Annotated in this window: 11 protein-coding genes; 6 read left to right on the top strand and 5 right to left on the bottom strand. The window is 71.3% G+C overall.

The window, feature by feature from the left end:
- Window positions 1–53: 53 nt before the first annotated feature.
- From AB0C16_RS04020 to AB0C16_RS04035, 4 genes are all read right to left on the bottom strand, one after another.
- On the bottom strand, window positions 54–1,868 hold the full coding sequence (locus AB0C16_RS04020; protein ID WP_357678610.1) for a UvrD-helicase domain-containing protein: 1,815 nt from the start codon (window positions 1,866–1,868) through the stop codon (window positions 54–56).
- Between the two features lie 3 nt (window positions 1,869–1,871).
- Window positions 1,872–4,184 carry a hypothetical protein gene (locus AB0C16_RS04025; protein ID WP_357678612.1) on the bottom strand — a complete coding sequence of 771 codons (2,313 nt, stop codon included), beginning with the start codon at window positions 4,182–4,184 and terminating at the stop codon, window positions 1,872–1,874.
- 146 nt (window positions 4,185–4,330) lie between these two features.
- Complete coding sequence (locus AB0C16_RS04030) at window positions 4,331–5,134, bottom strand: methyltransferase domain-containing protein (RefSeq protein ID WP_357678614.1); 804 nt, start codon at window positions 5,132–5,134, stop codon at window positions 4,331–4,333.
- A 74-nt stretch (window positions 5,135–5,208) separates the two neighbouring features.
- Window positions 5,209–6,264, bottom strand: a complete 1,056-nt coding sequence (locus tag AB0C16_RS04035; protein ID WP_357678616.1) for an ABC transporter substrate-binding protein — start codon at window positions 6,262–6,264, stop codon at window positions 5,209–5,211.
- 354 nt (window positions 6,265–6,618) lie between these two features.
- Between AB0C16_RS04035 and fdxA the strand changes: the two genes are divergently transcribed.
- The 3 genes from fdxA (at window position 6,619) to AB0C16_RS04050 (ending at window position 8,907) form a co-directional block, all read left to right on the top strand.
- Entirely contained in the window at window positions 6,619–6,945 is a 327-nt protein-coding gene (gene fdxA, locus AB0C16_RS04040; protein WP_189124213.1) for a ferredoxin, read from the top strand.
- 130 nt (window positions 6,946–7,075) lie between these two features.
- Complete coding sequence (gene dapC, locus AB0C16_RS04045) at window positions 7,076–8,146, top strand: succinyldiaminopimelate transaminase (protein WP_357678618.1); 1,071 nt, start codon at window positions 7,076–7,078, stop codon at window positions 8,144–8,146.
- A 92-nt stretch (window positions 8,147–8,238) separates the two neighbouring features.
- A complete protein-coding gene (locus tag AB0C16_RS04050) occupies window positions 8,239–8,907 on the top strand; it encodes a DUF4178 domain-containing protein (protein WP_357678619.1) in 669 nt (222 codons plus the stop codon).
- Here the strand turns inward: AB0C16_RS04050 and AB0C16_RS04055 are convergent.
- Window positions 8,904–9,725, bottom strand: coding sequence for a hypothetical protein (locus AB0C16_RS04055; RefSeq protein WP_357678621.1), 822 nt, complete (start codon window positions 9,723–9,725; stop codon window positions 8,904–8,906). The genes AB0C16_RS04050 and AB0C16_RS04055 overlap by 4 nt on opposite strands.
- Window positions 9,726–9,762: 37 nt before the next feature.
- Between AB0C16_RS04055 and AB0C16_RS04060 the strand changes: the two genes are divergently transcribed.
- From AB0C16_RS04060 to AB0C16_RS04070, 3 genes are all read left to right on the top strand, one after another.
- Window positions 9,763–10,596, top strand: coding sequence for a 2,3,4,5-tetrahydropyridine-2,6-dicarboxylate N-succinyltransferase (locus AB0C16_RS04060; protein ID WP_357678623.1), 834 nt, complete (start codon window positions 9,763–9,765; stop codon window positions 10,594–10,596).
- Window positions 10,596–11,651 carry a succinyl-diaminopimelate desuccinylase gene (gene dapE, locus AB0C16_RS04065; RefSeq protein ID WP_357678625.1) on the top strand — a complete coding sequence of 352 codons (1,056 nt, stop codon included), beginning with the start codon at window positions 10,596–10,598 and terminating at the stop codon, window positions 11,649–11,651. The genes AB0C16_RS04060 and dapE overlap by 1 nt, the downstream gene beginning before the upstream one ends.
- Before the next feature lie 281 nt (window positions 11,652–11,932).
- Window positions 11,933–12,730, top strand: a complete 798-nt coding sequence (locus AB0C16_RS04070) for a TIGR00730 family Rossman fold protein (protein WP_357678627.1) — start codon at window positions 11,933–11,935, stop codon at window positions 12,728–12,730.
- Window position 12,731: the final 1 nt, after the last annotated feature.

Consider the following 12,731-nt stretch of genomic DNA (forward strand, 5'->3'; position numbering starts at 1 on the left):
GACGTCCAACCGGCGAAGGGAAGATATCCGCAGTTCAGAGTATGTGATCAGAGCTACAGAAAGGGGCTACCTCTTCCCGAATGGGATATGTAGAGCATCGAGCGCGCCCTCGTGCACGCGACGTACAGCATGCCCCGCTCCCGCTGCAGAAGTCGTGCGCGGGCGCCGGGATCCACGGGTGGCGTCTCGGGCACGATACCCTCCGCCACGCCGATGAGGGCGACCCGCTCGAATTCGAGCCCCTTCAGGTTCTGGAACGTCGACACCCGGACATCGAGATCGGCCAGAGCCTGCCTGGCCGCGCGCACCAGTTGAGGCGTGCGGGCGCCCACCGCGATCTGCCCGGCGGGCACGCCCTCCTCCAGCCAGGACGCGATCGTCGTCGCCAGCCCGGCCAGCTCCGCCTCGGCCGAGTCGTAGACCCGGATCAGCGGCTGCTCGCCGTTGCGCGTCGCGCGGAAGCCGTACAGGCCGGACATGCCCTTGACCAGCCCGTCCGCCGGCCCGCCGCCGCGCAGCCGGACACCGAACGAGAGCAGCTCCTGCGGCAACCGGCGCGAGACCCACAGCGAGTGCAGGCTCGCGGGGATGCCCACCGCGCCGAGCGCCACGCGCGTGTCGGTCACGCGCTGGTGCGGGTCGCCCACGATGAACAGGTCGTCGTGCGTGCGCGGCACCGCCGCGCGCAGCAGCCGCCACTGCGCCGGGCTGATGTCCTGAGCCTCGTCCACGATGATGTGACGGTACGGCTTGCGTCCCGGCTCCACATCGTCGAGTAGATCTCCCGTGGTTCTCGAAAGCAGCCGGAGCGCCTCGTCGGTCAGCTCGGCCAGGGTCCGCGCCCCGGGGCCGACCAGCACGGGCCGCCGGCCCTCGGCGTGGGCCACGATCCGCAGGGCCAGCCGCTCGGCGTTGTCCACCTCGACCCGCTTGCGCACCGCCTCGTCGCCGAGCAACCGGTCGAGCCTGGCCGACAGCTCCTCGCCCAGGCTCTGCGAGTAGGTCACCAGCAGCACCGGCCCCTTGCCGTTCGCGGCCAGATGGGCGGCGCGGTGCAGCGCGAGGAGCGTCTTGCCGGTGCCCGCCCCGCCGATGACCAGCACGGGGTGGTCGTAGCGGGCGGCGCGGGCCAGCCGGTGCTGCGTCGGATACAGGAACACGCACCAGGCGGGCGAGTCCAGCACCCGCTCCAGCTCCAGCTTGTCGGCGACGAACACCGCCCGGTCCGGGCTGCGGCGCAGCGCCGCGTGGAAGTCGTCGCCGTCGATCGGGCCGGGCTCGCCGTCGTAGGGGCGGTAGCCGTCCAGCTCCCGCCACGCGTCGGAGAGCGACCCGCCGCGCGCCAGCACCGCGAGCGGCGCGTGCTGGGTGGGCGGGAGCAGCGGTTCGAGCGCCTCCACGTCGGCCTCGGTGGTGATGAGCCGCACCAGAGGCAGCGCCCGCACGTCGATGCCGAGGGCGAGCAGGTCGCCGTCACAGATCGGGTCGAACAGCCGCGAGGCGCCCGCCGACCTGCGCAGCGCCGGCTCCACCCGGTCCAGCGCCTCGGCGTCCCACTCCTCGACCACCCCGATCACCGGGTTGATCCCGTAGCGGTGGCGCCGCGCGTGCGACCAGGCCTCCGGGTCGGGCAGCACCGTGAGCAGCCAGTAGACGTCCCGATCGCGCACCACGACGCCGCGGAGCCCCTCGGCCAGCCGCAGGGTGGCGACCCGCGCGTCCCGGGCGCCCCTGACCCGCTCGGGGTGCGGGCCCCCGGTGACGTTGAGCAGGAAGCGGCGGAGTGCGACCACGGTGTCCCTGCGCACCGGCTGGGCCAGTGCGCTGAGCTCCCTGGGGAACTCCGGGCCGATCGCGAGCCGCGGCACGGCTCAGTCCAGCAGGACGAGCAGGTCGCGGTCACCGCGTTCGCGGAGCCTGGTGAGCAGGTCGGGCAGGGCGACCGGGCCGGTCATGCCGATCCTGGTGGCGATCACCCTGGCGGCCTGGTCCTTGGTGCCGCCCGGAGCCGTGTAGCCGACCAGCCGGAGCGCCTTGGTGATCTTCTCGGCGCTCTGCGCGGCGACCGGCAGGTGCCTGGCCCGCAGCACCCCCTCGTCCGACAGCGTGAGGAACAGGTGACCGCCCTCCTTCGCGCCCACGTCCACGAGCAGCCGCTCGATGGACTCGAGCACCGGCCTGCCGTGCCACGTCATGTTCAGCTCGCCGGCCGCGCTCCTGACCGTCCGGCTCTCGCCGGGGGACAGACCCAGGTACGCGGCGAACCCGGTCGGCAGCGCGCACTCGCCTCCGGCCAGCTGCTCGGCCGTGACGTCGATGCGCAGCCACCACCGCCCGTCCGGCTGGCGGAAGCAGCGCCGGGTCTGGGAGACGTCCTTCAACGGCTGGTACGGCTTCGCCGGCTCCTCGCTCGGCCCCCCGTTGCCCTCCACGGGCGTGGCCGGCGCGAACGCCTGGAACAGCGGCGCCGGAGGCGGTGCCCCGTTGGCCGGCACCGGCTGGCCGAACGCGGACGGCACATCAGGCCGCACCCCCGGCTCCTCCTCGGCCTGCGCGCGAGCCGGCAGAGCGGCCGGCGGGTTGGCAGGCGGGTTGGCAGGCAGCGTGGCCAGCACGAACTGCCAGGCCGGCACCTCCAGCGCGCGGATCTCCTTCGCGTGCCAGGACGCCGCCCCGATCAGCCGCTCCTTGGGCGCGGCCGGGCCGATCGACCTGCGCAGCTCGTCCAGATGCGCGCGGTACGGGGCCGCCTCGTCACTGGCCAGCCACTGGTCGAGGCGGGCCCTCAGCCGCGTCTCGGTCGCGGCGATCTCCGCGGGGGGCACGGCGAACAGCTTGGCCAGCTGGTCCACCGCCGACGGCTCGTCGGTGAACACCCGGTTCTGCGCCACGGCCCAGCTCTTGTCGTCCAGCCCGGCGAACGCCACCTCGATCAGCTCGGCCAGATCCCGCCCCGCCTCGCCGCCTCCACCGGCGCCCCCGGACTCCGCGCCGTCGGCGGCCTCCGGCTCGGGCGCCGAGCCTTCGGCCAGTTCCGCCCGACGCTCCTCGGCGTCCGCGTCCGCGACCATCCCGGGCGCGGCCTCGGCCGCCTCGTCCGCGAAGCGCTCGTCCTGTCGCAGTGCCTCGGCGGCCTCGTCCCCGGCGTCTTCGGCCGGTCGGTGTGCCCTGGCGGCTTCGTCTCCGGCGTCTTCGGCCGGTCGGTGTGCCCTGGCGGCTTCGTCTCTGGCGTCTTCGGCCGGTCGGTGTGCCTCGGCGGCTTCGTCTCTGGCGTCTTCGGCCGGTCGGTGTGCCTCGGCGGCTTCGTCTCCGGCGTCTTCGGCCGGTCGGTGTGCCCTGGCGGCTTCGTCTCTGGCGTCTTCGGCCGGCTCGTGTGGCTCGGCCGGTTCGTCGATGGGGGGTTCGGCTTGAAGCCGGGCCGCCGCTTCCGGTGAGACGGGCGCGCCGTCGGCGTGCGGCTCGGCGGGTTCGGCGGCGAGGTCGGCCGGGGAGGGCTCGTCGCCGAGGGTGCGGAACCGGGGGCGGAATACGTTGGCGAGCCCGTCTCCGGAGCCCTCGGCCAGAGCTGCCTCGCCGGACCCGTTCCCGAGGTCCTCGGGCGATCCGTCGATGCCCAGGGGGCGCTGCGGGGTCGCCGAGGGCGCGTCGGCGTCCACCGCGAGCTGCGGCTCGGAGGCGTCCTCGGCCAGGGGCTCGGCGTCGGCGTCGAGCACCGGCTGCGACTCGTCGGTGGCCGGTGCGAGTGCCACGATCTCGGCGTCGGGCGCCTCGGAGGCGCCGGACTCGGCGGGCGGCGGAGCAGCCGCGGCGGGGGAGGGCACGAGTCGTACCAGGACGGAGGAGAACAGCGTGGTGAGCACGGGGCGCGCCTGGATGAACGGCTGGTCGACCAGCTCCCTGCCGGTCAGGGCGAGCAGCCCGGCCCAGGAGCCCACCCGGTCGAGCGCGATCGCGACCTGCGGCTCGTCGGCCTCGTCCGGGTCGAGCACGTGCAGCGCGGGCAGGACGTCGCCGACGGAGGCGGCGGGCCAGTGCTCCAGCGTGATCTCCGTGAGGAGCTCGGCCAGCGACTCCGGCCCGATCGCGGCGAGGACGAGCGGCATGGGCAGGCTGCGCCACCAGGCCGGCGGGAGATCCGGCTGCCCGGTGAGGAGCGTGATCGTGGACGCGTCGCTCCACCTCAACGGTGGTACGAGGTCGCTCAGGCAGAAATTCATCCCGTTCCGTTCACCAGCCCCTCACTCCGCCGAAGCGGTGCAGCCATAATCTCGCCGCCCACGGAACAGACCATAGTCTGGCAAAACGGCCCCACGCATCATGGACCGACGCATCAACGCCGTACAGCGGCGAAGCGCAGACGTACGTAGTCGGCCATCCAGCCGGTCTCCCTGCGCAGCGCCGGCGCGGCCAGCTCGTTGACCCGCCGGAGCAGGGGTTCGACGATATCCGGCGGCAGCCCTTCGAGCACCGAGGAAGCGAACATGCGCACCCAGTCGGCGGCCCCGCCGGGGCACTCGTCGAGCGGGGTGGGCCGGTCGAAGTATTCGAGCAGCCGCACGACGAAGCCTTCCCGTTCCAGGCGCCTGGCGTACTCGGCGGGGGTGGGGAAGTACCACGGCAGGTCGGGCTCGCGCAGCCCGTATTCGCGCCAGGCCGTGAGCATGGCGGCGGTCAGCTCGGCGCAGTTGCCGGCCCCGCCCATCTCGGCCACGAACCTCCCGCCGGGCGTGAGCGCCTCGCGCACGCTGGCGATGACCGCGCCGGGGTCGCGGCTCATCCAGTGGAGGGCGGCGTTGGAGAAGACGGCGTCGTAGGCCTGGGCGACGGTGAAGTCGTGGCCGTCGCCGACGATGAAGTCGAGGCCGGGATACTGGGCGAGGGCCTTCTCGATCATGGCGGGGGAGCCGTCGATGCCGAGCACGCGGGCCCCGCGGGAGGCGAGCTGGGCGGTCTGCACGCCGGTGCCGCACCCGAGGTCGAGCACGCGCTCCCCTGGCCGCGGGTCCAGCAGGTCGACGAGCGGGGCGCCCTGGGCGGAGACGTAGCCGAAGCTGCCGTCGTAGGCGCGACTGCTCCACCGCTCCAAGCTCGGTGTGTCATAGCGCAAGACGATCAGCTCACATTCGTCAGACATCGGGCCCCCGTGGCCGTGCTGTCCATTCACTTTAGAGGCTGAAAGTCCCTATGACATACCAAGTCACATCGGTCTCATCCGCCGCTCTTTGTCCATTCCTTCTTCAGGTAGGACTTCCCGGCGTCCGTCTGCGGGATCGTGAGCAGGATGGGCGGCCCGGGGGCCACGGGCAGTCTGGCGGCCTGCTCGGTGTCGAGCGTGCGCCGCATGAGCATGGCCTCACCCCGGACGGGCCGGGCGAAGCCCTTCTGCAGGAGGTTCTGGCCCTCGTCGGAGAAGACGAACTCCTGCCAGAGCCGGGCCGCGGCGGGATGCGGCGCGTGCTTGCTGATCGCCTGGACGTGGTAGGCGCCGAGCGGCGCGTCCTTCGGGATCGTCACCTTCCACGCGTCGGGGTCCTGGGCGCTGCGGGCGGCGTTGAGGTGGTCCCAGCCGACGATCACGTTGGCCTTGGCCGGCTCGGTGAGCCGCCCCTCCCGCTTCAGCCTGCCGAACAGCTCCACCCCGCGCTGCGGGCGTGGCGTGCCGTGCAGCAAGGAGGCCGCCATCACGCCCTCGAAGGCGCCCATGGACCGCAGCGGGTCGCCGTCGAGCGCCACCACGTAACCGGGCTTGGCCAGGTCGGCGAAGGAGGCGGGCGCCGACACCCTGCGCGGGTCGTAGCCGATCGACATGTAACTGCCGTAGGCGGCGTACCAGGCCCCGGACGGGTCCTTGACGTCGTCGGGCAGGTCCTGCCAGCCCTGCACCTTGTAGGGGGCGAACTTGCCGGCGTTGGCCACCGCCACGTCCAGAGTCAGGTCGAACACGTCGGGCTTCAGCTGCCTGGCCGCGTCGATCTCGCGCTGGCTGCTGGCGGCCGGCTCGAGCTCGTTCACCTTGACGCCGTACTTCTCGGCGAAGGTGTCGATGATCCCGCCGTAGTTGACCCAGTCACGCGGCAGGGCGATGACGTTGAGCTCGCCCTCCTGCTTGGCGGCCTCGGCGAGTCGTTCCAGGCTGCCGAAGCCCTCCTTCATGGAATTGGCCTTGGCGTTGACCGGAGGCAACGGCTTGGACTCTGTGGTCGACGCGCCGCATCCGGCGCTGACGAGGATGGCTGCGGCAGCGGCGCAGGTACGTACGGTCACGCACTGAATACTTACTGTTACGAAGCCCCAGGTCGAGGAGGCGCGGCGGGAACGACTCGGGCCGCTACCAGCGACTCTTCGGGGATCTCCACCAGCGTGCCATCTCTTTTACGAACTTTCAGCACCCCGCCGTCCCATGCTTCGAGGATGCCCACCGCGTCGCGGAACCCCGCGGGATCGCGTCTGCGCGTGGTGATTCGCGTCCCGACGTCTGCTGCTGTGATGCTGATCACGAAGCGAGCGGCCACGAGTTTGCCACCCTCCGTTCCGGCCAGTTGGCAAGCACGGCAATACTAGGGCGTAGCAAACCGCGGTCAGAGACATGCCATGGTGGCGGAGAAGAAGGAGCTCGAGGTGACCTACGTCATCGCGCAGCCTTGCGTGGACGTCCTGGACAAGGCGTGCATCGAGGAGTGCCCCGTCGACTGCATCTACGAGGGCGAGCGCATGCTTTACATTCACCCCGACGAGTGTGTGGACTGCGGCGCGTGCGAGCCAGTTTGCCCCGTCGAGGCCATTTTCTACGAGGACGACCTTCCCGAGCAGTGGAAGGAGTACTACCGGGCCAACGTCGACTTCTTCGAGGACCTCGGCTCGCCCGGCGGCGCGTCCAAGGTCGGCAAGATCGAGAAGGACCACCCGGTGGTGGCGGCGCTGCCTCCGCAGGGCGAGGGCCACTAGTCGCACACGGAGTGGGCCGCCCCTCGGGGCCGCCCACCCGCGGGTCTTCCCGGCGCGACATCGGGAAGACGCGGTGGGCCGGTTCTTCCCCGCCCTCGCGTCCCGCCGCACACCGAGATCCTGGAGCCTCGTGAACACCCTGCCCGACTTCCCGTGGGACCGGCTGGAGCAGCACAAGGAACGTGCCGGCGCGCATCCCGACGGCATCGTCGACCTCTCGGTCGGCACCCCCGTTGACCCGGTGCCGCAGTTGGTCCAGAACACGCTGGCCGCGGCCGCGAACAGTCCCGGCTACCCGCTGACCCACGGCACCAAGGAGCTGCGGGAGGCCGCCGCGGGCTGGCTGCGCCGCAGGCACGACGTCACCGTCGACGCGAGCGACGTGCTGCCGCTGATCGGTTCCAAGGAGTTCGTCGCCTGGCTGCCGACCTATCTCGGCGCCAAGCGGGTCGTCTTCCCCGAGCTGGCCTATCCCACCTACGAGGTGGGAGCCCGGCTGTCCGGGGCGGCGCCGATGGCCTCCGACGGCCTGCTCGCGCTCGGCCCCCAGCACGTGGACCTGGTCTGGGTCAACTCCCCGGGCAATCCCACGGGCCGGGTGCTGCCACCCGAGCACCTGCGCAAGGTGGTGGCCTGGGCGCGCGAGCGCGGCACCGTCGTCGCCTCCGACGAGTGCTACATCGAGCTGGGCTGGGAGGAGCAGCCGGTCTCGATCCTGCATCCCGACGTCTGCGACGGCTCCCACGAGGGGCTGCTCGCGGTCCACTCGCTGTCAAAACGGTCCAACCTGGCCGGATACCGGGCGGCGTTCGTCACGGGCGATCCCGCTCTGGTGCGGCGGCTGCTGCATGTGCGCAAGCACGCGGGCATGCTGATGCCGGGCCCCGTGCAGGCCGCGATGACGGTCGCGCTGGGAGACGACGAGCACGTCGACGCGCAGCGCGAGCTCTACGCCGCCCGGCGCGCCCGGCTGCGTCCCGCGCTCGAACGGGCGGGCTGGCGGATCGACCATTCCACGGCAGGTCTGTACTTCTGGGCATCCAACGGAGAAAACGCCTGGGATCAGGTAAGCAAACTCTCCGAAATCGGTATTTTGGTCGCACCAGGTGATTTCTACGGACCGGCAGGTAAGCGACACATCCGCATAGCCATGACGGCCACTGACGAAAGGATCAGTGCGGCGGTGCGCCGCCTCCAGTAGGATCCCCCGTCATAGTCGGCTCGCAATTGCGGGCAAACATAAATTGATAAGGGCGTTTGCCGAGGCAGACCGTGAGTGGAGCGAGCTGATCGATGAGCATGACCTCCATGGTCGTACTCGGGCTGAGCATCGCCACCGTCCTCCTGCTGCTGGGAGCCTTCTTGGCCACCCTGCGACAGGACAGGAAGGACCGCACAGCCGCGCCGCCGGTTGAGGTCGCTCCCATCGAGACCCCGCTACCGGCGCCGGTGAGCGTGGCGGGGCATGCCGGGTCCGACTACGCCGATCCCCGGACCATCCAGGTCGGCGACCGGATTCACGTCCACGGCTCGCCCGCGCGCGTGCTGGGCGCGATGTTCATGTCGTGGCAGGGCCAGCAGTGGACCGAATACCTGCTGCGCGACCGCACCCGCCGCTTCCAGTGGCTGTCGGTCGAGGTGCGTCAGGGCCTCACCCAGGGCGATCCGCCGCACCTGGAGGTGCTCCTCTGGACCGAGGTGCCCACCCAGGGCATGGTGCCCGCCAAGAGCATGCTGATCATGGAGGGCGTCGAGTTCTTCCCGATCGAGCGGGGCACGGCCGCGTTCAGGTGCGAGGGCGACACGGGCACCCCCGAGCGCGGGCTGCTCGACTTCGCCGACTACCGCGCCTCCGACGGGCGGCTGCTCTCCTTCGAGCGGATCCAGGGCAGGTCGTGGACCGCCAGCTACGCCCGGCCGCTCCCGCCCGGCTCGATCGACATCGTCAGCCGCGCGTCCTAGGACAGCTCGACCCGCCGGTCGCCCGCCTTGCCGCCCGACCGCCAGCCCTCGACCTCCAGGTCGTTGGACCAGGTGGCCCCGCTGAACCCGACCCGGCTCAGGCCGTATTTCTGCGCGTGGGCCACCGACCACGCGGCGATCAGCCAGCCGCGCCTCTTGGTGGTGATGGTGGTGTCGCCGAGCGCCCGCGCCAACTGGCGGCGGGCCTCGCCGGTGCGCGCCACGGGCGCGGCGGTCTGCCCCTTGGCCGGTGGATACCAGCAGTGCACGGCCTTGGGGACCCGGCCGGTGAACGCCGCGGCCAGGATCTTGGCGTCGGTCTCGTGGGGGGCGTAGGCGTAGCCGCCGGCCGAGCGCTGCACCGCCTGCGCGGCCTCGGCCAGCGGGATGGTGCGGTAGTCCTTGACCTTGACCAGCGCGGCGAAGAACTTGTTCGTCGAGTAGACCGGGTCCATGATCTGTTTCTTCCGGCCCCATCCCTGCGACTCGCGCTGCTGGAACACGCCGACCGAGTCGCGGTCGCCGTGGTCGAGGTTGCGGAGCTTCGACTCCTGCAGCCCCGTCGCGTAGGCGATCACCACGGCCCGCTCGGGGAGCCTGCGCCGCGCCGCCACGGCCGCGATGGTGGCCGACACCTGCGCCTGCTCGAGGTCGAGGCCGAGCGCCCCGTCGGGGGTCCGCACGGCGCAGAAGGCCTCGGGCACGGCCAGCGGCTTGGCTTTCTTGAGCAGCGCGTACAGACCCACGGAGATCCCCACCGCGAGCACGAGAACGATGACCGCGATGGTGAAGACTCCGCGGGAGAAGCGCAGGCGCACCCTGAAAAACCTACCCGGCCAGATAGGCTCCGTGGCCATGAGTCACCAGAGCACCTCGTCACCGATCCCGCAGGCCGTCGACGCCCTGTGGGAGCGGCGCGCGGAGCTGTCGCCGAGCGACGCCGAGGCGCGTGCCGTGGTGGTCGGCGCGATCGACCTGCTCGACACCGGCAGGGCCCGGGTCGCCGAGGTGTCGGGCGGCGAGGTGGTCGTCGACGAGCGGGCCAAACGCGCGATCCTGCTCGCGTTCAAGGTGCTCGGCCTGGCCAGGTCACAGGTGGGCGACTTCCAGCACCACGACCGGCTGCCGCTCAAGACCACCTTCGACGGGGTGCGCGTGGTCCCGGGAGCCATCGCGCGCTGGGGCTCCTACGCGGCGCCCGGCGTGGTGCTGATGCCGTCGTTCACGAACATCGGGGCCTACGTCGGCGCGGGCACGATGGTCGACACCTGGGCCACGGTCGGCTCCTGCGCCCAGATCGGCAGCAACGTGCACCTGTCGGGTGGGGTGGGCATCGGCGGCGTGCTGGAGCCGCCCAACGCCGTGCCGGTGGTGGTGGAGGACGACGCGCTGATCGGCAGCCGCGCGATGATCGTCGAGGGCGCCCGGGTCGGGCGCGGCGCCGTGGTGGGCGCGGGCACGATCCTGTCGGCGACGATCCCGGTGATCGACGTGCTGACGGGCGAGGAGCTGACCCGCGGCCGGATCCCCGACTGGTGCGTGGCGGTCGGCGGCACCCGCCAGAAGGAGTTCCCCGGAGGCACGTTCGGCCTGCCCTGCGTGCTGGTGATCAAGCGCCTGGGTCCGGGGCAGCGGCACGACAAGGCGGCCCTCAACGAGGTGCTGCGCGAACACGGAGCGAATACCTGATGCTGGACCTGACACAGGACGTACGGTCGCTGACCGCGGCGATCGTGGACATCGAGTCGGTGAGCGGCGCCGAGAAGACGCTGGCCGACGAGATCGAGCGGGCACTCGGCGCGCTGCCGCACCTCGAGCTCGACAGGTCGGGCCAGACCATCGTGGCCCGCACCTCGCTGGGGCTCGGCGAGCGCGTGCTGATCGCCGGGCATCTCGACACCGTGCCCGTGGCCGCCAACCTGCCGAGCCGCGTCGAGGGCGACCGGCTCTACGGCTGCGGCACCTCCGACATGAAGGCGGGGGTGGCGGTCGCCCTCAGGCTGGCGGCCACCGTGCCCGCGCCCAACCGCGACGTAACCTTCCTGTTCTACGACTGTGAGGAGGTCGAGGCGGAGCGCAACGGGCTCACCCGGGTGAGCCGCGAGCACCCCGCCTGGCTGGCGGCCGACTTCGCGGTGCTCATGGAGCCGACCGACGGGGTGATCGAGGGGGGCTGCCAGGGCACGCTGCGGGCCGAGATCCTGGTGACGGGCAAGCGGGCGCACAGCGCCCGGTCGTGGCTCGGGGTCAACGCCATCCACGGCATCGAGCCGGTGCTGGCCAGGCTCAACGCCTACCAGGCGCGGCGGCCGGTGGTCGACGGGCTCGAATACCACGAGGGCCTCAACGCCGTGCGGGTCGACGGCGGCGTGGCGGGCAACGTGATCCCCGACGCGTGCGTGGTGACGGTCAACTACCGGTTCGCGCCGGACCTGTCGGTGGAGGAGGCGCGGGCGCACGTACGGGAGGTGTTCGACGGGTTCGGGGTCCGCTTCGTGGACGAGGCGCCCGCCGCCCGGCCCGGTCTCACGCATCCGGTCGCCGCCGCCTTCGCCGCGGCGGTGGGCGGCGTGCCCCGGGCGAAACTGGGCTGGACCGATGTGGCGAGGTTCTCCACCTTGGGGGTTCCGGCCGTCAACTACGGGCCGGGCGATCCGAACCTGGCGCATCAGCAGGGGGAGTACGTGTCGCTTTCCAAGATCGTGGAGAGCGAGCGGGCGATGCTCGACTGGCTCACAACATGAAAGTGGCTTTCCTCGCCGGCCATTTGGCGGGGAAAGCCACTTTCAGTCCCGAGCAGCACCCTCGGCAGTTAGACGCAGGGGGGTCGAAATTCGGTTCCTGCTTCTTTCAAGATTTTTTGCGACCTTGACACGAGGCGTCCACCTGCGGTTATACCTTCCATGATGTTCTGCGGGGGCTCACACCCGCCGACCCGCGCGGGGTGAGCGCACAGGGCGACAGGCGCCGCCGACGGCCCCCGGCCGAGACCCGGGAGCCCGGGAAGAGGACTAGCGTGATCCGCATGGAGAAGATACGTCGCGAACGCCGTCAGGGGCAGGCCGTGGTCCGTGGCGCGCTGGTCCCCGAATCCACCCACGATCAGCGGCTGCTCGACCGGCAGGGCCCCGCCGACTGGGTGCACATGGACCCGTGGCGGGTGCTGCGCATCCAGGCGGAGTTCGTGGAGGGGTTCGGGCAGCTCGCCGAGTTGCCCAGGGCGGTCACCGTCTTCGGCTCAGCGCGTTCGGGCAGAGACACCGCCGACTACGCGATGGGGGTCGCCCTCGGCAGGACCCTCGCCGAGGCCGGCTACGCCGTCATCACCGGCGGCGGCCCGGGCACCATGGAGGCGGCCAACCGGGGCGCGACCGAGGTCGACGGCGGCATCTCGGTGGGGCTCGGCATCGAGCTGCCGTTCGAGCAGCGCATGAACGACTACGTCGAGCTCGGCATCGAGTTCCGCTACTTCTTCGTACGCAAGACGATGTTCGTGAAGTACTCCTGCGGCTTCATCGCGCTGCCCGGCGGCTTCGGCACCCTCGACGAGCTGTTCGAGGCCCTCACGCTGGTGCAGACGCGCAAGGTCACGTCGTTCCCCGTGGTGCTGCTGGGCACGGAGTTCTGGGGCGGGCTGCTCGACTGGGTCAAGGGGCACCTGCTCGGCACCGGCAAGATCGCCGTCCACGACCTCGACCTGATCACCGTCACCGACGACGTGGAAGAGGCCGTACGCGTCATCGTCGACTCCGACCGCGCCCGCTCCAAGCAGCACCGGGAGGACCGGCAGGCCACCACGTCGCAGATCGCCGAACCACAATAGG

It is taken from the genome of Nonomuraea sp. NPDC048916, assembly GCF_040649575.1.
In the GTDB taxonomy this organism is placed as follows: Bacteria; Actinomycetota; Actinomycetes; order Streptosporangiales; family Streptosporangiaceae; genus Nonomuraea.

Bases quoted from the DNA above. Each gene is read 5' to 3' on its own strand.
- AB0C16_RS04070 (WP_357678627.1), top strand. From the start codon at position 11,933: ATGGAGAAGATACGTCGCGAACGCCGTCAGGGGCAGGCCGTGGTCCGT.
- AB0C16_RS04030 (WP_357678614.1), bottom strand. From the start codon at position 5,134: ATGTCTGACGAATGTGAGCTGATCGTCTTGCGCTATGACACACCGAGC.
- AB0C16_RS04060 (WP_357678623.1), top strand. From the start codon at position 9,763: ATGAGTCACCAGAGCACCTCGTCACCGATCCCGCAGGCCGTCGACGCC.
- AB0C16_RS04050 (WP_357678619.1), top strand. From the start codon at position 8,239: ATGAGCATGACCTCCATGGTCGTACTCGGGCTGAGCATCGCCACCGTC.
- dapE (WP_357678625.1), top strand. From the start codon at position 10,596: ATGCTGGACCTGACACAGGACGTACGGTCGCTGACCGCGGCGATCGTG.